The organism is Pseudomonas sp. G5(2012), from assembly GCF_000408945.1.
Classification (GTDB): Bacteria; Pseudomonadota; Gammaproteobacteria; order Pseudomonadales; family Pseudomonadaceae; genus Aquipseudomonas; species Aquipseudomonas umsongensis.
Genome location: NZ_APIO01000001.1, coordinates 153,904 through 175,633, shown reverse-complemented (window position 1 = coordinate 175,633; position 21,730 = coordinate 153,904). Strand labels below are relative to the sequence as shown.

14 protein-coding genes and 1 pseudogene are annotated in these 21,730 nt (G+C 52.1%); 9 read left to right on the top strand and 6 right to left on the bottom strand.

Annotated elements, in window-relative coordinates; all coding sequences use genetic code 11:
• Positions 1-12: 12 nt before the first annotated feature.
• The 3 genes from PG5_RS00810 to PG5_RS00805 all read right to left on the bottom strand — a co-directional run bounded on the left by PG5_RS00810 (position 13) and on the right by PG5_RS00805 (position 2,996).
• Positions 13-699, bottom strand: a complete 687-nt coding sequence (locus PG5_RS00810) for a hypothetical protein (protein WP_081648118.1) — start codon at positions 697-699, stop codon at positions 13-15.
• Positions 696-1,043: a cytochrome c gene (locus PG5_RS35190; protein ID WP_371106592.1), complete on the bottom strand. Its 348-nt coding sequence runs from the start codon at positions 1,041-1,043 to the stop codon at positions 696-698. Before PG5_RS35190 ends, PG5_RS00810 begins: the two co-directional genes overlap by 4 nt.
• A 102-nt stretch (positions 1,044-1,145) precedes the next feature.
• Positions 1,146-2,996: a sigma-54-dependent Fis family transcriptional regulator gene (locus PG5_RS00805; RefSeq protein WP_020795186.1), complete on the bottom strand. Its 1,851-nt coding sequence runs from the start codon at positions 2,994-2,996 to the stop codon at positions 1,146-1,148.
• A 363-nt stretch (positions 2,997-3,359) separates the two neighbouring features.
• Here PG5_RS00805 and PG5_RS00800 point away from each other — a divergent pair, with 363 nt between their 5' ends.
• The 9 genes and pseudogenes from PG5_RS00800 (at position 3,360) to PG5_RS00765 (ending at position 15,951) form a co-directional block, all read left to right on the top strand.
• On the top strand, positions 3,360-4,124 hold the full coding sequence (locus tag PG5_RS00800) for a coniferyl-alcohol dehydrogenase (protein ID WP_042955105.1): 765 nt from the start codon (positions 3,360-3,362) through the stop codon (positions 4,122-4,124).
• Between the two features lie 75 nt (positions 4,125-4,199).
• Positions 4,200-5,852 (top strand): DUF1302 domain-containing protein, encoded by a 1,653-nt coding sequence (locus PG5_RS00795; RefSeq protein WP_052024666.1) that lies wholly within the window; start codon positions 4,200-4,202, stop codon positions 5,850-5,852.
• Between the two features lie 16 nt (positions 5,853-5,868).
• A complete protein-coding gene (locus PG5_RS00790; protein WP_020795182.1) occupies positions 5,869-7,230 on the top strand; it encodes a DUF1329 domain-containing protein in 1,362 nt (453 codons plus the stop codon).
• A 69-nt stretch (positions 7,231-7,299) separates the two neighbouring features.
• Complete coding sequence (locus PG5_RS00785) at positions 7,300-8,379, top strand: YCF48-related protein (RefSeq protein ID WP_155943684.1); 1,080 nt, start codon at positions 7,300-7,302, stop codon at positions 8,377-8,379.
• A gap of 30 nt (positions 8,380-8,409) precedes the next feature.
• The gene (locus tag PG5_RS00780) at positions 8,410-10,881 is read left to right on the top strand and encodes an RND family transporter (protein WP_052024655.1); all 2,472 of its coding nucleotides are present in this window, start codon (positions 8,410-8,412) and stop codon (positions 10,879-10,881) included.
• Between the two features lie 95 nt (positions 10,882-10,976).
• Positions 10,977-12,035: an aromatic ring-hydroxylating dioxygenase subunit alpha gene (locus tag PG5_RS00775; protein ID WP_020795179.1), complete on the top strand. Its 1,059-nt coding sequence runs from the start codon at positions 10,977-10,979 to the stop codon at positions 12,033-12,035.
• A gap of 15 nt (positions 12,036-12,050) precedes the next feature.
• Positions 12,051-13,001 (top strand): PDR/VanB family oxidoreductase, encoded by a 951-nt coding sequence (locus PG5_RS33055; RefSeq protein ID WP_081648116.1) that lies wholly within the window; start codon positions 12,051-12,053, stop codon positions 12,999-13,001.
• A gap of 104 nt (positions 13,002-13,105) precedes the next feature.
• On the top strand, positions 13,106-14,644 hold the full coding sequence (locus PG5_RS00770) for a methyl-accepting chemotaxis protein (RefSeq protein WP_020795177.1): 1,539 nt from the start codon (positions 13,106-13,108) through the stop codon (positions 14,642-14,644).
• Positions 14,645-15,650: 1,006 nt separating this feature from the next.
• Positions 15,651-15,951: pseudogene (locus PG5_RS00765) on the top strand (histone-like nucleoid-structuring protein, MvaT/MvaU family).
• 243 nt (positions 15,952-16,194) lie between these two features.
• On the opposite strand, the gene PG5_RS00760 reads toward PG5_RS00765, so the two are convergent.
• The 3 genes from PG5_RS00760 to PG5_RS00745 form a co-directional block, all read right to left on the bottom strand.
• Positions 16,195-17,943 carry a DNA cytosine methyltransferase gene (locus tag PG5_RS00760; protein ID WP_020795175.1) on the bottom strand — a complete coding sequence of 583 codons (1,749 nt, stop codon included), beginning with the start codon at positions 17,941-17,943 and terminating at the stop codon, positions 16,195-16,197.
• A gap of 1,457 nt (positions 17,944-19,400) precedes the next feature.
• On the bottom strand, positions 19,401-19,613 hold the full coding sequence (locus tag PG5_RS00750; protein WP_020795174.1) for a DUF1059 domain-containing protein: 213 nt from the start codon (positions 19,611-19,613) through the stop codon (positions 19,401-19,403).
• A gap of 392 nt (positions 19,614-20,005) precedes the next feature.
• Entirely contained in the window at positions 20,006-21,379 is a 1,374-nt protein-coding gene (locus PG5_RS00745) for an IS1182 family transposase (protein WP_020795172.1), read from the bottom strand.
• Between the last annotated feature and the right edge of the window lie 351 nt (positions 21,380-21,730).

Genomic DNA, 21,730 nt, shown 5'->3' with positions numbered 1-21,730 from the left:
CATGATCCTGCTTTAGAGTTTGGCAATAAAGGTGCTCGCCAAGCGGGCGAACTGCGTATTGTTGTCGGTGGTGCCGCCATGTTTGGGTGCATCATCACGCGCATTCCAGCGCTCACTGAGAATGTCTGCATAATGGCTACCTAGGGCGGTAGCCCAGTGAGTGGCCGAAACAGAGGGGGCAGCGAGTCTGCTTTCCGATGCCAGACCTATTTGGCGTACCTCGACGGTGTAAGGTTGTCCGCTGCGGTCGAGAGAAGCCGCCAAGCTTTGTCCGATACCCGCACTGCTTGGGGTGCTTGTAAAGTGATGCCTGGACAAGCCCGTAGCGGCTACAGCATGATCACCCTCGAGCCATATTTCGCCACCCTGTCCATGAAGCAATTGCGTCAAGATAAGTACGCTGGAACTATCCAAATATCCCACCAGCCGCCGACCCTGCAGTGATTTCAGCAGCGCGCTAATTTGGTTTGGTGAGCGAAGTTGAGTTGCATTCAATGCAACCTGTTCAGGTGCTGGTTGACCGTACATGGCCAACCGTGATCCAAGGCTTGCAACGAATTTCTCTTCACCCCAAAGGCCGCATCCCAGCACAATGGGAGGGCTGGTGAGTGCGGGCATCGCAAAAAGCCCTGTCGGCGTTAGCATTGCGAGCGCGCTTACCTGAGCGCTACCGATTAAAAAGCCTCTGCGCGTACTCATGGCTTGGCCCCGCTTGCTGGAGGGGCGCTGCTCTCTAGGATCCATTTGCCGAGATCCAGCAATTCTTTCTGTGAAACTTCTGATTCAGTAAATGGCGGCATTGCGCCTTTGCCATGGCGCACCATGTATTCGGTAAAAGCAGGGGGAAGGAAGCGTCCTCGGAGGGTTGGCCCGAGACTTTTAGCGATAAACCGATCGTTGCTGTAGGTCGGTTCGTGACAGTAGCCGCATGTCCTGCGGTAGATGTCCGGAGGCTCGGTTGCACCAGGGGAGGGGGTAGCTGGCTGTCCCCAGCTACTGCAGGATATGAGCAATAGGGCCAACAAGCTGAGCCCAGGATTCACTCGATTAACCTTTTTCACGGAAACGTCCACAATGGTCTCCTAATTGTTTTTGTGGAGAGTAGTGGACGTGAGTATGTCAGAAATTATAGTTAATACCAGTAACTATTTTTGTGTGGGCCCTTCGCCATCCGATCGTCGTGAGATTCTGTATGACAGCTGAGCCCGCGTTAGCCCCAAGCGTCGCGCGGCTTCTGAAACATTGCCCTTGACGCTCTCCAGCGTCTGGTCGATCAAAAGAGTTTCCAAGCCCTGTAAGGTCAGCTCGTGGTCTTGGGCATTTTCGATCAGGGTTTTAAGGGCGTTGTGTGAGCTTGTTGTTCTTGAGGGTAACGAATCTCCGCGTCGTTGTTGATTGCCGCCATGAAACGATAAGGTTCCTTGGGTGCCCACTGAGAATACTGGCTGGTTCAGGCGTTCACCGCTGGTCAATAAGTGTGAGAGGTCAATCACTTCATTGTCGTGGGCATTGATTACGCCTCGCTCGACGAAATTCTGCAGCTCCCGAATATTGCCTGGGAACCCGTAAGCGAGCAGTGTGTCAACGGCTCGTGGGGTGAAACCTTTGATTTGCTTTCCATGCAGGACATTGAAGCGTTGTAGGAAATGGCTCATTAGCAGAGGCACGTCTTCTCTGCGCTCGCGCAAAGGTGGGAGATGTATTGGGAATACGTTCAATCGAAAGAACAAATCCTCGCGGAATTCGCCTCGACTGACCGCGTCTCTCAAGTCGACGTTGGTGGCGGCCACGAGTCGTACGTCGACCTTCAAGGTATGAGTGCCACCTACTCGCTCTACTTCGGATTCTTGCAGAGCTCGCAGCAATTTACCTTGAGCAACCAAGCTGAGGGTGCCAATTTCATCGAGAAATAACGTGCCTCCATCCGCGCGCTCGAAACGACCTGGTCGCGATTGAGTCGCCCCAGTGAACGCTCCGCGTTCGACCCCAAACAACTCCGACTCCATCAGCGTCTCGGGAATCGCTGCACAGTTCACGGCAATAAAAGGCCTATTCTGCCGCGGGCTGACGCGGTGGAGCATCCGAGCGAACATTTCTTTACCCACGCCAGACTCTCCCGTGAACAGCACAGAGGCGCTGGTCGGAGCGACCCGCCGCAACAAATGACATGCAACACTGAAGGCTGAGGATACACCGACCATATCGGTTTCCCCGTTTGACGGCGCACTCTTCTCATTGATGCTCGCCGCCGCTTTCTGCTGGCGCGTTGGAGCCTGAGTATCAGTGCTGGAGCCTGTCTGCTGATTGAATGTTTCGGCATTGAGAAGAGCCAGGTCCTCCTCAACGTTCTCCCATTCATCCGCAGGTTTGCCGATTACGCGACATACCTTGGCTCCCATCGCTCTGCATTCTACTTCTCGGTAAATGATCATCTTGCCGGTGAGAGTTGACGTGTAGCCCATCGCGTAACCCAGCAGCATCCAGCAGGCTGCCTCTGTGCCGATTCCAAACAATGCAATGTGTTCATCATCTTCAAATGAGTTGTGCCAAAGGAAATCACCGTAGTACACGCCTTTGGCCATATCGAATTCGAACCGCTGTACTTCGACTTTCACTGCGCCTTCAAATCCATGCATTACAGGTCCCGCAGCGAAGAGTGCGAGCGCCTCAGCATCCGAGAAGCGTTGACGTAGCTGCACGGCGTCACTTGCGCCGCAGTGAAAGCCGGTTCGCTGCATGATTCCTCGAGTACGTGCCAGGCCAATGTTTTCGATCAGTTCATGACGCAGGCGTCCTAAGCCGGTGTTGTGCATAAGCACCATTCGCTGCCCGCTTAGCCAAATTTCACCACTATCAGGGCTGAAGATAAGGCTCTGGGTCAGATCGTCGATGTTCGGATAACTGCCAGGTGCGAGCTCATCACTAGTCCCGCGAGAGCGTTCGGACGGATCCCTTGGGGGTAGCTCTGCGAGGGAAAAGAGCTTCGCGTCGGTCATAAATTCCACCATTTAAATTTGATCATATTCTTCACATTAACCATGAAATAGCGGAAATGATGAATTTTTTTGCGCGTGTAATGAATTTCCCTGGTAGTGAAATCCGCCTCGATGGTGCTCGAAGGCAGGCGGGCCGGGCTTCTGCGAATGAAGCGGGGATTCTGGCACAGCCTTTGCTAAATACGATTAACAAAGGTAACTAGTTTTCAGAAAAACAAAAAACAGGAGTCGTCTATGTCAGCCATCTACCCGTCACGATGCTTTTGTCTTCGTCACGATCCTCTATCCGCATGCCCGGTATCACCGGTTCGTCTCTGAACTGCTGCGCGCCCTTGATTCCTAATTAACTGCTGGATACTGGATATGAATATCAACAATAAAGTAATCGTTGTCACTGGGGTCTCATCGGGTATCGGTGCCGAGACGGCCAGAGCGCTCCGTTTTCATGGAGCCCGTGTCATAGGCGTGGATCGAAACGAACCAAATATGACGTTGGATGGCTTTGTAAAGGCTGATCTTAGCAATCCCGACTTGATTGATGATGCGGTTGCCCAACTACCAGCCCGCATTGATGGGCTTTGCAACGTTGCTGGCGTCCCGGGCACGGCTAACCCTCAGCTTTTGGCTCGCATCAATTACCTGGGCCTGCGCCATTTGTGCGAGCAGTTGCTAGATCGGATCAATCCTGGCGGCAGTATTGTCAACGTGTCTTCGATCCTTGGGGCCGAATGGCCTGCGCGATTAGAACAGCATAAGGCGTTAGCGACCGTACGCGGATTCGATTCCGGTGAAGAGTGGCTGCGTGACCATCCGGTGCCTGTTGAGACCTGTTACCAGTATTTCAAAGAAGCGTTAATTGTTTGGAGTGTGAGTCAAGCTCAGAGCTGGTTCATGACCAATTCGGTACGAATGAACTGTGTCGCCCCTGGGCCTGTTTTTACTCCAATTCTTGGTGATTTCGTGGCCATGCTCGGTGGGCGTGCCGAGAAAGATGCACACCGAATAAAACGCCCTGCGTATGCAGACGAAGTAGCATCGGTAATTACTTTCCTGTGTTCCGAGCAATCGCGCTGGATCAATGGTGTGAACATTCCGGTAGATGGAGGGCTGGCCTCCACGTATTTGTAGCAGAAACAGCCCAGTTACGACTGGGCGTTGGATGAAAGCAGCTTCGATAATAAAAATAATGAGATGAAAAATATTATGCATCGCCACGTCTGCGTTTTACGTAATACAGCATTCACATTGAGTGCTTTATGCGCCGCTGTCGCGACTGCCTTACCGGCCACCATGGTTCAAGCCATGGAGATTAAAACTGATAGCGATTGGAAAGTACGTTGGGATAACACTCTCAAATACAGCATGGCGTACCGAGTCGGCAAACAAGATTCAGCATTGACCGACTCGCCTACACTTGGCGGTTTGTACCCAAATATTCAAAGCCAAGGCGATAACAATTTTGACCGTGGCCTTGTTTCCAATCGTCTTGACGTGTTTTCCGAGTTAGATGTCAGCCAAAAAAATTATGGCATGCGAGTTAGTGGCGCTACTTGGTATGACGATGTTTACAACAAAAGCACTGATAGCAGCGACCAACGCCACTTTCTCGACGACACGCGGGAACTGCATGGTCGCGATGCCGAATTACTCGACGCATTTGTCTACGCCCGCGGAGAGGTCGGTGATAACAGTCAAGCCACGGTACGTCTCGGTCGGCATAGCCTAATCTACGGAGAAAGCCTGTTTTTCGGGGGCAATGGTATCGCCAACGCTCAAGGTCCAATTGACGTAGTCAAACTGTTGAGCGTTCCGGGCACCCAGTTCAAGGAAATTCTTCGCCCAGTAAATCAGATATCCGGACAATTCCAGATCAACCCGCAATTGTCCGTAGGCGCCTATTACCAGTTCGAGTGGGAGCGCTCTAATATTCCGGGTGCCGGTAGCTATTTGAGCACCTTTGACATTATTGGCCATGGCTCAGGCGATGCGCAGTCATTGACGGGTACCACTGTCAATGGAGGCGATATCCATGCACGGGATTCGGGTCAAGGAGGCGCTCAGTTACGCTACAAGCCAGAGGGAACTGACTACGAGTTCGGTGTGTACGCCGCCCAGTACCACGACAAGACCCCCAGCAATGTCTATGCAAATCTGACCGGTGCTGTGGTCACCCCGGGTGGGGTGGCACCAGTATTCGGTTCGTATAACCAAGTCTATGCCGAGAACATTAAAACCTTCGGTATTAGTGCATCGACGTCTTACGGTGACTTTAACTTTGCCAGTGAAGCATCGATTCGCTGGGATGCACCACTAGTTAGCAGCCTGCAGGTGGTAAGCCCGGGCATAAATGCCGACAACGATGATCACGCCCTATATGCCAAAGGTCGAACCGCGCACGTCAATCTGTCGACCATTTACCTGTTGGGGCAGAACGCATTATGGGATGGCGGCACTGTATTGGCAGAGCTGGCTTGGAATCGTACGTTGAGCGTGACTGATAACCCTGAAGCACAGGATCCAAATACCACTCGTGATGCCACTGCTTTCCGCGTGTTAATGCAGCCGGCGTATTTCCAGGTTATGGACGGTATTGACCTCACGGTACCGATTGGTCTGGGAATTGGTTTGGATGGTCGTTCCTCCGCGGTTAATCAAGCCGGCTTCGGAGTTGAGCATGGTGGCGATTGGAGTGTTGGGGTCAAGGCCACCTACCTGCAGGATCTAGAGTTTGGTGTCAACTACGTCAATTTTTTTGGGCGTAAAGACCCTTTGCTCGACAACAACGCAATCTTTACTTATGGCCAGAGCCTGGCCGACCGTGACTTCGTTTCTGCCTACGTGAAGAAAACATTCTGAGTAAGAGGGTATAAAAATGATCAATAACAATCCCCTGAAGATGTCGCTGATTGCCTTGTTCCTCTTCAGCACACCAGTTGTCATGGCCGCCGTGAGTCCTGAAGAAGCGGCGCATCTTAAAAACGACCTGACGCCCTTTGGCGCTCAGAAGGCTGGTAACTCTGACGGAAGTATTCCGGCTTGGACCGGTGGCTATACACAGACCCCCGCTGGCTATAAGCAAGGTGACAAGAGAGCAGATCCTTTTGCCTCTGAAAAGCCAGTAGTGTCCATCAGTGGCAAGAACCTTGCCGAGTACTCGGACAAGCTTGCCGAGGGCACTAAGATCATGTTGCAAAAATACCCAAACTATCGGTTGGACGTTTATCCCACACACCGTACAGCTGCTGCACCTCAGTGGGTGTATGACAATACCTTGAAAAACGCTACTAGCGGAAAACTCGATACTGCCACTGAAGACGTCAGCGGCGTATTTGGAGGGATACCGTTTCCGATTCCAAAAAACGGTATGGAGGTTCTGTGGAATCACAGGCTGTCGTGGAACGGCGGTGATTCTTTTGCCAGCTCATTCGACACTTGGTTAATGACTGCCGGCGGAAAAAAGGTCTTGGCCACGCGCACGCCTTATTTCTTCCAATACCCGTATTACTTCCAAGAAGGTAGCGCTGAGAAATTCGACGGTAACTATTATCAAGGCAAGATCATTACCGAACTGCCAGCATCTAAAAATGGTGAGGGGTTGATGATTTACTACAACACTACCCAGTCCAAACGTGCCAGCTGGCAGTATCTTGTAGGCCAGCGGCGAGTACGGCGTTTACCTAACATTGCTTACGACACACCAAACTTCGTGACTTCAGGAGTTAGTTACTTCGACGAAGCCTTTATGCTGTTTGGTCCCACCGATAAACACGATCTGAAACTGGTGGGTAAAAAAGAGCTGTATATCCCCTATAACTCGAACAAGTCGGTATTGGTCCCTAGCGACGAACTGGTTACCCCGAACTTTCTTAATCCTGATCATGTGCGTTGGGAAAAACACCGTGTATGGGTGGTAGAAGCCACTCTCAAGGCAGGACAACGCCACGTGGTACCCCGCCGTACCTACTACGTTGATGAAGATACCTGGCAGATCGTACTGATCGATGGCTACGACGCGCAAGGTAAGCTGATTCGTCAGTCCTGGTCCTTACCTTACCTGGCAGGTGACTTGCCAGCACTGACAACGCAGTTCATGTGGGGCATCTACAACATCGATACCGGCGCCTATGTGCATGGACTGTCGTCCAACGACACGCCAAAACACTATGAGCGCACGGCGCGTCAACCATCGTCTGTTTTCACCCCTGATGCCATGGCCAACGAAAGTTCGCGCTGATGCATTGTAAACCGGGCGGACTCGTCTCGAGCCTCCCGGGTCCTGAACAGTTAGGGAGGTGAGAGCACGATGAAGATTCAACTAGGGTGGTCAACTTTTATGCTGCTGGCAGCCCTGTACATGGGGGAGGATGCCATGGCACAGGCGTTACGGCCGCCGGTGCTGGACCAGCCATCCATTATCAACCCGCGCGCCAGCCAAGGGGTGATGTTAAGTATCACTCGTGCCGGTGAGCGGTTGGTTGCGGTAGGTGAGCGCGGCCAAATTCTTCTATCCGACGACAGTGGGCATTCTTGGGTTCAAGCTTCGGTGCCGGCCAATGTGGCCCTGACTGCGGTGCAATTTATTGACCAACAACAAGGGTGGGCGGTTGGCCATCTGGGAGTGGTCTTGCACACCCAAGATGCTGGTCAGACTTGGGAAAAACAACTGGACGGTATGCAGATAGGGCAGCTGTACCTCTCTCAGGCTCAAGGCAGTGCCGAGGCTGTACGCGAAAGATTGCTCAAAGACGCTCAACGTCTGGTGGAAGATGGGGCGGATAAACCACTGCTGGATGTGTTCTTCAGCGACAGCCAGAACGGGTTTGTCGTGGGCGCCTATAACCTGTTCCTCAGAACTTACGATGGCGGCAAGACTTGGACGCCCTGGTCGCAAGCCATCGCCAACCCGCAGGCGTATCACCTCAACAGCCTGTTGCAGAGTGGTGGTTCACTCTATATCGCCGGAGAACGGGGCTTACTGCTCCGCAGTCGCGATAACGGCAATAGCTTCCAGCCCATCGATTTCCCCTATGACGGCAGCCTCTTCGGGATCGTTGCCAGTCTCCATGGGGAACTTGTGGCTTATGGATTGCGCGGTACCGCGTTCTGGTCTGCAGATCAGGGCAACAGTTGGCAGCGCATTGAAACGACTTTGGACAGCGCGTTCTCTTCAGCTACGGCGCTGGCCGATGGCTCGCTGTTGTTGGCGACCCAGACAGGTGACCTGCTGGTCAATGCTCCAGGAAGCCCGCAATTCAAGCCCGTTCCTGAGGCGCGGGGTGTATCGACGGCCGCTGTGGCGATGAGCCCGGCAGGCGAGGTAGTTATTGCAGGCCTAAATGGGTTGGTGCGTGAAGGCCTTGGTGCCTCAGCCAGCGCACGATGATAGGTAAGAGCCAGATGTTCGGAGTTTAACGTGAATAATTATAAAGCCGTCGAACCGCAACAGGTCGTACGCCACCTTGCAGACTTCGACCGTCAATCGGGCAGTCGTGCTGAACGAGCGATCTTTAATCATCGACCTCTCGTAGTCATGTTGTGCCTGCTGGTGACCCTAGTCCTAGGATATAAGGCGCTTGGCATTGGCTTGAATGCTAGCTTTGAAAAAACCATTCCCACCGCGCATCCTTATGTAAGTAATTTCTTGCAGCACCGTAATGACCTAAGTGGACTCGGCAACTCAATACGAATTGCCGTGACGACAAAAAAAGAAAGCATTTTCGACAAGGATTACCTCGACACCCTGGCGCGGATCAATGACGAGGTATACCTGTTTCCAGGCGTCGATAAGCCCTATATGAAATCCCTGTGGACCCCCAGCACGCGCTGGATGGCCGTCACTGAGGAGGGGCTGGAAGGCGACACAGTGATCCCTGCTGGTTATGACGGCTCGACGCAGAGTCTTGCGCAGATTCGAAGCAACGTGGCTCGCTCCGGTGAGATCGGTCAACTCGTAGCTGGCAACTTCAAGTCCAGTGTGATTTTCGTGCCCCTGCTCGAAAACAACCCCGAAACTGGCAAGCCGCTGGACTACGGGCAATTGTCTGAACAGCTTGAAACCTTGAGGCATAAGTATCAGAGCCAGGATATCGAGATCCACATTACCGGCTTCACCAAGATCCTCGGAGATCTCATTGAAGGCCTGAGCCAGATTATGATGTTCTTCCTCGCGGCAGTGGCAATTACCATTGCGATTCTGCTGTGGTACACACGCTGTATTCGCAGCACGGCCGTAGTGGTGACCTGCTCGCTGATTGCGGTGCTTTGGCAATTGGGGCTATTGGCGACCCTCGGTTTTGAGTTGGACCCATATTCGATTTTGGTACCGTTTCTTGTGTTTGCCATCGGTATGAGCCATGGCGCTCAGAAAATGAATGGCATCATGCAGGACATTGGTCGTGGTACCAACCGGGTAGTGGCTGCGCGCTACACCTTTCGCCGGTTGTTTGCAGCCGGGATGACTGCGCTGTTGTGTGACGCAGTAGGCTTTGCTGTGCTAATGGTGATTCAAATTCGAGTCATCCAGGACTTGGCGATCACGGCCAGTATCGGCGTTGCCGTGCTGATTTTCACCAACCTGATCTTGTTGCCGATTTTACTTAGCTATTTCGGTGTTAGCGCCAAGGCTGCCGCCCGAAGCCTACGTTCTGAAGGCGATGAGTCAAACGCTCAAAGCAAACACCCTTTGTGGCGACTACTCGACTTGTTCACTCAACGTGGTTGGGCGACGACGGCCTGTGCGGCCTGCCTGCTGCTAGCGGTGGCCGGTTTTGCGATCAGCCTCCACTTAAAAGTAGGTGACCTGGATCCCGGAGCGCCGGAGTTACGTCCCGATTCGCGCTACAACAAGGATGCTGCGTTCATGAACAGCAACTATGCCGCCAGCTCGGACATTTTCCTGATCATGGTGCAGACCGGAGAAGATCAGTGCACACACTACTCGACCTTGTCAGCAGTAGATGCATTAGCTGCGCGGTTAGAGAAACTGCCTGGAGTAGAGTCAACTAACTCCATGGCAACCATGAGCAAAATTGCCACCTCTGGTTATAATGAAGGCAGTTTCAAATGGTACGAACTAATCCCGAACGACAGTGCACTCGGTACTGTCCAGGGGCGGGCCCCACGAGAACTGTTCAATCAAGGCTGCTCGTTACTTTCTTTGTATGTCTATCTGGCTGATCACAAGGCCGATACGTTGAGCCGTGTTGTTGAAACTACGGAAGCATTCATCGCCGAACACAGAGGTGCTGATGCCAAATTTCTGTTAGCAGCTGGAAGCGCTGGTATTGAGGCTGCGACCAATATTGTGGTTAAGCAGTCGATGCGTGAAATGTTGCTCTTGGTTTATGGCGCAGTAATCGTTCTATGCTGGGTAACTTTTAAGTCTTGGCGTGCGGTGGTTGTGGCAGTTCTTCCTTTAGCGCTGACCTCGATATTGTGTGAGGCATTAATGGTTGGCCTAGGGATGGGCGTAAAAGTTGCGACGCTACCGGTTATCGCTCTCGGGGTGGGGATCGGGATCGATTATGCGCTCTACATTCTGAGCGTGATTATGGCCAGAATGCGTGCTGGTGACACTTTATCTCAGGCGTATTACAGTGCGCTTCTATTTACCGGGAAGGTTGTATTGCTGACTGGTATTACCCTGGCAATAGCTGTAGTGACCTGGGCTTTCTCTCCAATAAAATTCCAGGCTGATATGGGGATACTCTTAGCGTTCATGTTCATCGTCAATATGCTCGGCTCTCTCATCCTGCTTCCTGCTCTTGCGTACTTCCTGCTTCCGCGACGTCTTTTTGTACGAGATTTAGAGCCTGGCGAGACGGCGCCCGCGGAAGTCGTTAGAACGACGAATATGCAGCGAACCGCTCAATCGCTAAGTAGCTAAGTAGCTAAGCCAGCAATAGGGCAACCCCCGGAATATGCTAGTTGTGTTCTGGGCTTATTGAAAAACAAAAAAATACAATTGGTGTGGAGTTAGTCATGTATCCGAAAAATACTTGGTATGTCGCATGCACCCCTGATGAAATTGCGGATAAACCTTTGGGTCGACAAATTTGCGGTGAGAAAATAGTTTTCTACCGCGGAATCGAAGGGCATGTGGCAGCTGTGGAGGACTTCTGTCCCCACCGAGGAGCACCTCTATCACTCGGGTATGTCGAAAATGGCAATTTGGTTTGTGGCTATCACGGATTGGTGATGGGATGTGACGGTAAGACTGTCGAAATGCCAGGACAGCGTGTTCGTGGCTTTCCTTGCAACAAAACATATGCAGTTGAAGAGCGTTACGGCTTTATATGGGTCTGGCCTGGTGATCAACAACAAGCAGATCCTGCATTGATCCATCATCTGGAATGGGCCGTGAGCGATGAGTGGGCCTACGGCGGGGGTCTATTTCACATCGCTTGCGATTACCGGTTGATGATTGACAATTTAATGGACTTGACCCATGAAACGTACGTCCACGCTTCCAGCATTGGTCAGAAGGAGATTGACGAAGCGCCGCCGGTTACAACAGTAAACAATGATGAGGTAGTTACTGAACGGCACATGGAAAACATAATGGCCCCCCCGTTTTGGCGTATGGCGTTGCGGGGTAACAACTTGGCTGACGATGTGCCAGTAGATCGTTGGCAGATTTGTCGTTTCACTCCGCCAAGCCACGTTTTGATTGAGGTTGGAGTGGCGCATGCGGGTAAAGGTGGGTACCACGCAGACCCACAGTTTAAAGCCGGTAGCATTGTGGTTGACTTCATTACACCTGAAACCGAGACATCAATCTGGTATTTCTGGGGTATGGCGCGCAATTTCAATCCAAAAGATGAAGCTCTGACTGCGACGATCCAAGAAGGCCAAGGCAAGATTTTTAGCGAAGATTTAGAAATGCTAGAGCAGCAGCAACAAAATCTGCTCAAGCACCCACAACGCAATCTGCTCAAGCTCAATATTGATGCAGGCGGCGTACAGTCCCGAAAAATCCTAGACCGTCTGATTGCGGCTGAGCAAGCCCATAATGCTGCCATAATTGCTGTGGCTAAATGATGCACGGAGTTCGCCATGATTGACGTTATTGTTGTTTCTCGCACTCAGGAAGCTTTGGATATCTGTAGCTTCGAGTTGGCAAGCGCCGATGGTGCATCATTACCATACTTTAGTGCGGGTGCTCATATTGACGTGCACTTATCAGACGGAATAGTTAGACAATATTCGCTCTGCAATCATCCTGAGGAGATTCATCGTTACTTGATTGGAGTCCTCAAGGACCCAGCTTCTCGCGGCGGATCTAAAGCGTTGCATGAGCAAATTCAAGTTGGCCATCGATTGACTATAAGTGAGCCGAAAAATCTATTCCCATTAGAGCCAGCAGCACACCGCAGCCTGCTATTCGCGGGTGGTATCGGAATTACTCCAATACTTTGTATGGCAGAGCGTTTGTCCCATACAGGCATGGATTTCGAACTTCATTATTGCGCACGCTCTAGTGAACGAGCCGCATTTACGCAGCGAATAAAGGCCTCCCCGTTTGCTGATCGCGTGTTCTTTCACTTCGATGAAGAGCCCGAAACGACGTTGAAAACTGCAAACGTGTTAGCCGATCCACAACCGGGTACGCATTTGTACGTGTGCGGCCCCGGCGGTTTTATGCAGCATGTCTTGGACACCGGAAAAGCACAGGGCTGGGCTGACGATCATCTTCACCGAGAGTATTTCAGTGCTGCACCGGTGGATACGTCAAATGATGGGAGTTTCACTGTCAGGATCGGAAGTACAGGTGAATCTTATGAAGTTCCGGCTGATCAAACAGTGCTACAAGTATTGGAACGACACGGTATTGAAATTCCAGTATCCTGCGAGCAAGGTGTATGTGGAACTTGCCTAACTCGCGTCTTGGAAGGAACGCCTGATCATCGAGATATGTTCCTCACAAAAGATGAGCAGGCAGCTAACGATCAGTTTACCCCCTGCTGCTCTCGTTCAAAATCGCCAACTCTCGTTCTTGATATCTGATTTAACACCAGCGCAGGCGATCAATCAAGTTGATGGTCTGCGTTACTTGATGTTTGGTGCGTCATTTTAACTAATAATAAAAATAGGCTTTGTTGGGTGGATAAATGAGCGCGAATACTGGTTTTCTAGCAAATTTAGGTGTTCAGGCAAAACTTACAATTGGGTTCTCTGCAGCTATCTCGATCGGTATGGTGGTTACTGTCTCAGGTTTGTCAGGAACTTATATGCTTTCACTTCTCATGGACCAAGAATGGAAGGCGAGTTCGATTTCAAAATTAACAGGAAAACTGGAGTCTGCATACCTGGTCGCAACTATAGAACATAGCGACAAAACAGTTGCTGCACTTCGATTAGCAGAAAATAACCTTAAAGATGGGGTTGCTGCACTTGACGGTCGGGAGTTTGGCGGACCTTTCGCAGAGGTCTATTCTCTTTTATCCTCCGACGATGGCAATGTATTGAACATTGCCGATGCAAAGATCGAGCGAAATTACTCTGCGATTTTCAGTAAAATTGATCGTGTTTTGATGAATATCTCCACCGAAGTTCGAGAGCGTCAGAAACAGGTCGTTTTTGGCCTCTACTTGCTCCTCAGTCTGGCAACCCTTATGGCAATAATTGGTAGCGCTTTCGCGGTATGGGTTATTTCACGGCAGATTGTTCCGCCGCTCAAACGTACCGTGGCGATCGCTGAAGATATTGCAGCAGGAAACTTAAAAAATGTTTCAGCCACGACTCGGCGTGATGAAATTGGCCAATTGCAACGCGCAACTCAGAAAATGTCTTATGGGCTCCGAGAATTAGTGAATAGTATCGATAAGAGTACTCGTACGCTAATTCTTGCCTCCGACAACTTGCTAGGTGATAGCGATCGTGAGCGGCTGAATATTGAGAAGCAACGTATAGAAGTTGAACAAGTAGCTAGCGCGATAAATCAGCTTGTGATGACCGTGCAAGAGATTGCCCGAAGCACGGAAATAGCTGCAGGCACCGCCGCGAGTTCAGACACAAAGGCACGATCGGGAGAAATCGTTGTAAGTGAAACGGTTTATCAGGTAGAGCTGTTGGTGCAAGAAATGCAGCAATTAAATCTCGCGATGGAGCAAGTAAAACAGGATAGCGAAAAAATTGGACAAATAGTTAATGTCATTAACGCAATCGCAACCCAAACGAATCTGTTAGCACTAAACGCGGCGATAGAAGCAGCGCGGGCTGGAGAGCAAGGTCGTGGATTTGCCGTTGTAGCAGACGAGGTGAGAACATTAGCGATGCGTACTCAACAATCTACTACCGAAATCGAGGGGCTCGTAAGCATCTTGCAGCAGGGAAGCACCAACGCTTCAAAATTGGTAATGCAAGGAAACGAGCGAACGCTTGAAGTGGTTAAAAGGGCGAAAGAGGTTCGATCGCTACTGCTTGAAATTAGCGTATCAGTTGCCGACATTCAAACTATGAATCAGCAGATTGCCTTGGCCGCTGAGGAACAGGGAACCGCGGTGGAGGAAATACATAAAAATATATCCTGTGTTCGCCAACTGGCGGATCAATCCGCTGCGGCATCTGCAAGCAATAACCGGTCAATCCGAGAGTTGTCCAGCTTAGGAAGGGATTTGGAAGTTTCTGTCGGAATTTTCAGGTTATAAATTTAACTGGAATAGTTAGTGGCACAACATATTGTGCGCTAATTTTCTTATTTTTAGATTCCGGGCCGCATGAAATCATTAAGAATCAACAAGCAAGCGTCACTTTTTAACCTGGAAGTCGTCAGAAATTGCTGACTCGCTTTCGCTTGAAGGGCGATGTTCTTTTCGAGAGGATGAGGGTAGCACCACAGTCATCCGTTTGATCGCAAAGTATCGCCCAGCAGGCGTCCTCGGATGGGTGCTACCTATTTATACTGAAAGCTTCATCAACCAGAACTTTCTCCAGCTCTTTTTAGTCGGACTTTTGCAAGCCTCGTTTGCGTAATCGACCACGTTTTTGCGCGCAAGCCAGGCAGCTCACCATAGATCGGGTGTAAGCATAGATATAAGTAGTGTGCATGTCGGTCTTCGCCAAGGGGGCACATATGGAAGAATAAGTTGCCAATCTGATCATTGGTTCATTGGTTCATTGGTTCATTGGTTCATTGGTTCAATGGTGAGATTGGCAGCTACATTCTGCTGGTTCGAACTTCATTACAGAAACAAATGGCCCCATTTTATTTTCTACTGACCACTGAAGGGAAGGTAGGCAGTAAATGCAATAGGCTACGTAAACCAAAAACTTATATTGGTGCCTATGGAAACCTTCAAGACTATCGAATGCCTGGTGGGCAGCTCCGGGGGCGGCAGTTTCGCCAACGATGTTCGATAACTTAGTAATACCAGCTGCGGGGCCAACACAAAGGAACTGAGTAGGCCTCAATGAATTGCCCCTGGTTTGATAGACGCCATTGAGCGGCATTTATTGTTACGAAGCATGCTGGTCAAGTCCGATGCAAATGGCTGGTCAGATTTTTGCCTTCAGGTGGTCAAGTCAGTGCAATTCCCCACTCTCCAAAAAAACCATTTTTCCCGCCTGAAATCGGGACTCGTTCATGAAAGAGGAGTATCGGGTATTAGATAATGTCTGGCGCAGCCGCATAATCGCATCGGTTATGGATCGTGCATTCGTGTCCAGCGTCTTGCAGAAATCTGTCAGCTCGAAAAACATCTGGTCGAGCAGCTCCAAGCTCGGCCTCAAGAAAGAAAACGAATTTGAAATGAAGCTTCGCGCCTTGCTCGCCGAGTATGGTTACAGCCTGAAAGACATGATCAACCTACTTGCCCCGCAGGCGGGCCGTCGCACTCCATGCGTTGAGTCCAAAACCGACAGCTGTAAGCTGCATCAGGTAAAGGTATACAAGAATCCACACACCGGCGAAGTCGTTGAAACCAAAGGCGGCAACTTTAAAACGCTGAGGGAATAGAAAGTACAACACCGTACCGCGACTGTAGAGTCTTGGCTGGCTAAGGGATATTCGTTTGATACAGAAAGGGCCCTTCGAGGGCCTTTTTTATTAATAGTTTCTACTACAGGTGAGTTTTAAGTTTAGAAATTTTTAATTTTTATACTGCGAGCAACTCATGGCTGTCTTAGGCGTTAGATATAGGCTCTCGTCTCGGTGCAAGATCGTAGAGGCCGAACTCCGAGAGTCTTACGCTTGCTTCAATCATCCTAGTTGCTGTGCGAAGTCGTGAACTTCAACTGTAGGAGTGCGTAAAAAACTGCGGGGCGTTTCAGTTTTTGATGATTCCGTTTCAAGTTTTAATGGAACTTGTCGTTGCACGGGGCTCACAGAGTTCCCAACCAGATGGCTCTGCTGAGTTTTATTCAACTCTCGCCCATCGTGGCCTCGATCGATAATGTAGTTTTCGGGGAACGCCTGGGCGCGGTAAAGCTCACGCGGTTTGAGCATTCGCAGGCAGATGTCGACCATCAGGTACTTGGTGCCATCAACATCAATCGTTACCAGCGCAAGCTTCTCCGTGACGGTTGGCCGAGTGGGGAGGTTCGACGCCTTACCGTGCTCCAGCATAAAGTCGGCAACTCGAAGAGCGCCGGTCATTTGATCCTCTGTGATTCGGAGGCCGAGGTCAGATGCAAGTTGCATCAGGGATGCGGTGGCCAATTGCTGTTGGCTGCCTGCGCTGGTGATGGTGCTAAAGGGCGCCAATGCGCTGTGTGCGGGTGTCGTGTTCTTGCCACCGTTGGCCTGAACAATGATGGGGGCCACAACCGAGAAATGCCCTCCTTTGACCTGCGCGCATATAGTCCGCAGTGGGCTGTTGGCCGGCATGTTTCGCTGGTGTGTGGCGTTGGCGTGTTCGGAGATGAATGGCGCCACTATCGGAGTGCCCAGCATCAGTTCACCACGGTTGGCGCCGGTGACTGTGCGCATTGGCTCGTCGATGCTGTGCAGGCGAACCGCCCCTTGGTGAGTGACTGGGACAATGAATGGTCGTCCGTTAAGGACAAACTTCTCGATGCCTGTGGCGACACGCACATTTGTGGTCTTAACCAACGGTCGGGTACGGGCCCAGATACTCGGACCCAGATCGTTCCAGTCGATGCACTCCGCAGCAGTGCGGTATGGCAGTTGCCCCTTTTTGGGCTCGGCCGCATGGCTCGCCTCCGGCCACTCAATTGGATGACCGTCACGTCGCGCCATCAGAAAGAGGCGTTCCCGAGTTGTCGGGGCTCCATCGTCACAGGCTCGCGAAACGCGCCATGCGACGTCGTATCCCAGCCGGCGAAGGCTTGCGACGAAATGGTCCCAAGTGCGATTAACCGGACTGCCGTGACGTTTGTACTTACGACGTTGCTTGCGACGATGGAGCGCATTGCCGGTGAGCTTACCTTTGTCGGGCACCAGAAACTGTTCGTGCCGTGGAACGTGCTCGCCGGGATTGGCAATGCTCCCATCCAGTTTGATGACGCGGCCGGATTTAGCGCAGCGCTTTGCAACCAATGGGCTCCATAGCTGCATCTTACGAACATTTTCCATGCTGATCGTCACCGGTCTGACCTTGCCGGCCCATTTGATGAGGACCCAGCCAAGATCTCGGATTTCCTTCTTACGCGACTGACCACCGGCCGCTTGGGAGTGGTGGGTACAGTCTGGACTGAAGTGGGCCCATCCTACCGTTCGGCCGCGGCATGCGTTAACGGGATCAACGCCCCATACATCCGTTTGATAGTGCTCAGCGTGTGGGTGATTTGCAGCATGCATCGAGATGGCCGTTGGATTGTGATTAACGCAAAGCGTCACCGGCCTGTTCAAACCCATTTCCAACCCGGTCGAGGCGCCTCCGCCGCCTGCAAAAAGGTCGACGATGATCCAGCTATCTGAGTCGTCGAGAGCGAGTCCGTATTGGGTCGAAAAATCGATGGTCGGGAATTTTTTTGGGAAAGAACTCATGCTGTAAACACCGCTTCCAGGTCAGAGGAGGGCGCGTCGCCCGTTTCTGATCCAGATCTTCCATGCATTCTCAAAACTGCAACTTCAATGCCCCCTTCTGCGGTTGGTACCGATGGGCCATGCGCTTGGGGCTGATCAGATCTGTCGTTTTCCTCCTCGGGTGCGAGAATGCTCACCTGAACTTTCGGAAGGTGTTTTCAGTGGGCAGCATCAGGTTTTGGGGTTTCATTGTGTGGGTATGGTTCGTGGCTTTTTGGGCATTTCCACGCGTTTTTCGGCTGCGGTTGTAATTGACGATGGAACCATTGTCGGTATCCCGCCGGGGATCTGCCAAACGCTCAACCTGCCAGTTGATAATGCGCGCTGCATATTCCGGGGGGAGATACAGGGCACTGTGCGACTCACCTGGGAAGTTGTCAGTGAGGCAGGGCGGGGGGGGAGTTGGAACAGGGTAAGTATCCACTCGCTACTGCAAAGTCGAGGGTTGCCGGTGGAGGGTTTACGGAGTTTGCGTTGTTCGCGGGGTTGGCAAGCTTGCTGCTTCTACCGGAGGGGGTGCTGTTTCTCCGCAGGCGCCAGTCGGTAGCAATGCCAACGCGAAAGACCGCGTAGTCCCGCTTACTACTCAAGGCCCAGCTAAGGGCCAGGGTGTTGGCATCGGCCACAAGTTCATTTCGCGAGAGCTCTCCGAATAGTTTGACTTATACTCTTGAACTGAGTGGCGTATGTTTGACCACGTCACCTCATTATACCTTCCTGCATGGCAGCATAATCGACATGAGCCCATGGCTAGTCACCTGGGAGAGGCTGGATGTGCGGCCAGAGCCCTACGAAAAAGTCGCGGCCATACTTAGCGGCCGGCGGTCAGAACGCTCAGTGGCAGAGTTTATGGAATTTCTTTACCTCCGTGCCACGTGCGATGCCAGGTCAATGGCGTTCTACGCTAACCGTCCAAAAGAAATGATCGTACGTGCCCAGTACCCGCAGCCGATAAACGGGGTGCCCCATGAACGAATTACCTGTGGGCAAAATCCGTTTTTGTATGGGCGCCGCGTCGCGAATCTGAAAATTTCGCAAGACGGCGAGGATGAAGTTTTAAAGTGGCACGAGCCGCCTATTTTTTGTTGGAAAGGAGAGTCACGGACCGAGTTTGAAACGGCAGAAGCGGGGGTACTGAATGAATGGCGGCGCCCAAAAAATCGCCCTCTTAGTGAAGACGTTTATCGCTGGAGAAAATAGGAGGCGGTGTGAAAGCATTGATGCGGCGGTGATAGCAGCGACCGTCCGCAAAGGGTTCGATTGCTGCCTGCTTGCGAAGGGCTGCAGTCGACCCATACCTAAGGGTGGCGAACCTTTGGACGTGGGGGCTGAAGTGACCGTCAGGCCTGCGGAGCTCATCGAAAATGGGCCCCGCAGGTGCTTATGGATGACAAATCCATCCCTGATGCCCCTGAATACTAAGCGGGACGCGGTGCTTCAACAGGCGGGGTGCCATCGTGAAACATCGTTTTCAGTTGAGCACGCAGTTCCGGTGAGTCGGTGTGCTTGTGAACACTGACGGCATGCTGTGCGGCGGCCTCGAGCAGTTCGCTTTCAGAGTCTGCGGACAGTGCGACTGAGCATTGGGAATCGCTCGGAAACTCGCGGCAGTCGATGTATTTACGCGCCATGATTTTCCTCCCTACGATGAAGGCAGGCGGTGGCCTGCGTGAACGATCGCTCGAAGCGTCACCTCAATAATCAAAGACGATTGCATGTCACATCGAGTGCGCCGATGCTAAAAGTATAGGCCCACTCGATGTCAGCGTTAGTTGTGCCAGGCATGGAGAACGGTCGCCCGGAAAACAGGGAACAGATCACTCTTGGGCCGTTTCCTGACTGTCGCCAAGGGCAGCAAGCGGCCGATTCTGTTGAAAAAGTCGGATTTTCAGCTCGCCTGAACTCAGGCACGGCCTTTAGCGGAGAACCTACTCACCACATTGAGTGGTTTCTCGGCCCTTCGTTGACCTTTGCTGCTCTGTTATTGGGTTAGTTTGAGGTTTTTTGCTTCGTGCAGGCGCACCTATCCCGTAGCAGGTGGCCCTTGAGATGCAAGTTTGGCCAGACGCCGCAGGTTCTGTACCGCGGCCGCCAGCGTAAACTCATCGGTCGCGCCACTCATGCCACGTAGTCGCAAGCGATCCAATTTCAGGATGCGCTTGAGGTGGGCAAACAACATTTCGACCTTCTTACGTTCGTGGCGAGAGCGCACGTACGCAGGTGTCGCTGCGATGCGCCGAGCCACATCACGAGCAGCTTCATGGACGCTGCGGGCGATCTTGCGAAACGCAGTGTTCGGGCAGCACTTGGCTTTCATCGGACACGTCGCGCAGTCGGTCTGCCTGGATCGGAAGATGATGGTGTTGGCTTTGGTGACGTGCGAACGCTCGTTCTTGAAGGCTCGCCATTCGCTACGTAATGCATTGCCGGCCGGACAGCGGTATTCCTCAGCCTCTTCATTCCAGTGGAAATCGTTGCTCGAAAAACTGTCGTTCTTACGCTCGGTTTTGTCCCACACCGGCACATGCGGCTCGATGTCCTTTTCCTCTACCATCCAGGCCAGCATCGGCGCGGTACCGTAAGCGGTGTCGCCAATCAAGCGTTCCGGCTTGATGTCGAACTGCGCTTCGACCCGATCGATCATCGTCTTGGTGCTCTCGACTTCTGCGGTTCGATGAGCCGGTGTGGGTTCCACATCCATGATCACGCCGTGCTCGGTATCGATCAGATAATTCGTAGAGTAAGCGTAGAATGCTGGGCCACCTGGAGCAGCGGTCCAGCGGGCTTGAGGATCAGTCAGCGATAGGCGCTTCGGTAGCGTTTCGGCCAGAGCTTCTTCATCGAGGGCTTCAAGGTACTCGCGCACAGCGCGGGTGCTCAGGGCTGGATCGCTCCAGTTGACCTGTTCATCACCCGGTACACCGCGCTGTCGACTCGCATCCGCTTTGATGATGCTGGCGTCCACGGCAAAGCCTTCGCCCTTGACCAGGCCGGCGTCCATGCAACGACGCAGCACTTCATTGAACAGCCAGCGAAACAGATCGCTGTCCCGAAAACGGCCGTGTCTATTTTTGGAAAAGGTCGAGTGGTTGGGGACTTCATCTTCAAGGCTCAACCTGCAGAACCAGCGATACGCCAGGTTCAAATGGGCCTCTTCGCACAGCCGACGCTCTGAGCGAATGCCGTAGCAATAGCCCACGATCAGCATGCGGATCATCAGTTCGGGATCAATCGACGGACGCCCAATCGGGCTGTAAAAATCGGCGAGGTAATGGCGCAAGTCGCTCAGATCGAGACACCGATCAATGCTACGCAGAAGGTGATTGGCGGGGATGTGATCTTCAAGGTTGAACGAGTAAAACAGCCGTTCCTGCCCACTCGGTAGCTGTCCCATCATGCTGCGTGCTTCCCTGCTGGCCAATGCAGAGATTTTGCCGCAGGCCAGACAGGGGAGCTACTTTTTCAACAGAATCGGCCAATAGCGGACGTAGATGGCGGGTTCGCTTCTGGCCAAAAGCCGCTCTTGCTGAAGGGCAACGGCAACGGCAACGGCACGCTGGCAGCTCGGATCATGCTGTTCAAGGGGAACGACATGGTTTAATACGCGTACCAAGAAAGTGAATCACACTGTGTCCTGCTCTTCGGATTCATTGCGATCCCGAATGCAGCTAATCCCTACAAACCTATGAGTGGAAATCCCCGAGTCGTTGTACGTCACACAGCGACCCGCAGTTTATTCAAGCGGCTG

What these genes read in the sequence shown, in the direction of transcription:
- PG5_RS00795 (WP_052024666.1), top strand. Translation starts at nt 4,200, where the DNA reads ATGCATCGCCACGTCTGCGTTTTACGTAATACAGCATTCACATTGAGT.
- PG5_RS00800 (WP_042955105.1), top strand. Translation starts at nt 3,360, where the DNA reads ATGAATATCAACAATAAAGTAATCGTTGTCACTGGGGTCTCATCGGGT.
- PG5_RS00775 (WP_020795179.1), top strand. Translation starts at nt 10,977, where the DNA reads ATGTATCCGAAAAATACTTGGTATGTCGCATGCACCCCTGATGAAATT.
- PG5_RS00745 (WP_020795172.1), bottom strand. Translation starts at nt 21,379, where the DNA reads ATGATGGGACAGCTACCGAGTGGGCAGGAACGGCTGTTTTACTCGTTC.
- PG5_RS00750 (WP_020795174.1), bottom strand. Translation starts at nt 19,613, where the DNA reads ATGGCGCGTAAATACATCGACTGCCGCGAGTTTCCGAGCGATTCCCAA.
- PG5_RS00770 (WP_020795177.1), top strand. Translation starts at nt 13,106, where the DNA reads ATGAGCGCGAATACTGGTTTTCTAGCAAATTTAGGTGTTCAGGCAAAA.
- PG5_RS33055 (WP_081648116.1), top strand. Translation starts at nt 12,051, where the DNA reads ATGATTGACGTTATTGTTGTTTCTCGCACTCAGGAAGCTTTGGATATC.
- PG5_RS00785 (WP_155943684.1), top strand. Translation starts at nt 7,300, where the DNA reads ATGAAGATTCAACTAGGGTGGTCAACTTTTATGCTGCTGGCAGCCCTG.
- PG5_RS00805 (WP_020795186.1), bottom strand. Translation starts at nt 2,996, where the DNA reads ATGACCGACGCGAAGCTCTTTTCCCTCGCAGAGCTACCCCCAAGGGAT.
- PG5_RS00790 (WP_020795182.1), top strand. Translation starts at nt 5,869, where the DNA reads ATGATCAATAACAATCCCCTGAAGATGTCGCTGATTGCCTTGTTCCTC.
- PG5_RS00810 (WP_081648118.1), bottom strand. Translation starts at nt 699, where the DNA reads ATGAGTACGCGCAGAGGCTTTTTAATCGGTAGCGCTCAGGTAAGCGCG.
- PG5_RS00760 (WP_020795175.1), bottom strand. Translation starts at nt 17,943, where the DNA reads ATGAGTTCTTTCCCAAAAAAATTCCCGACCATCGATTTTTCGACCCAA.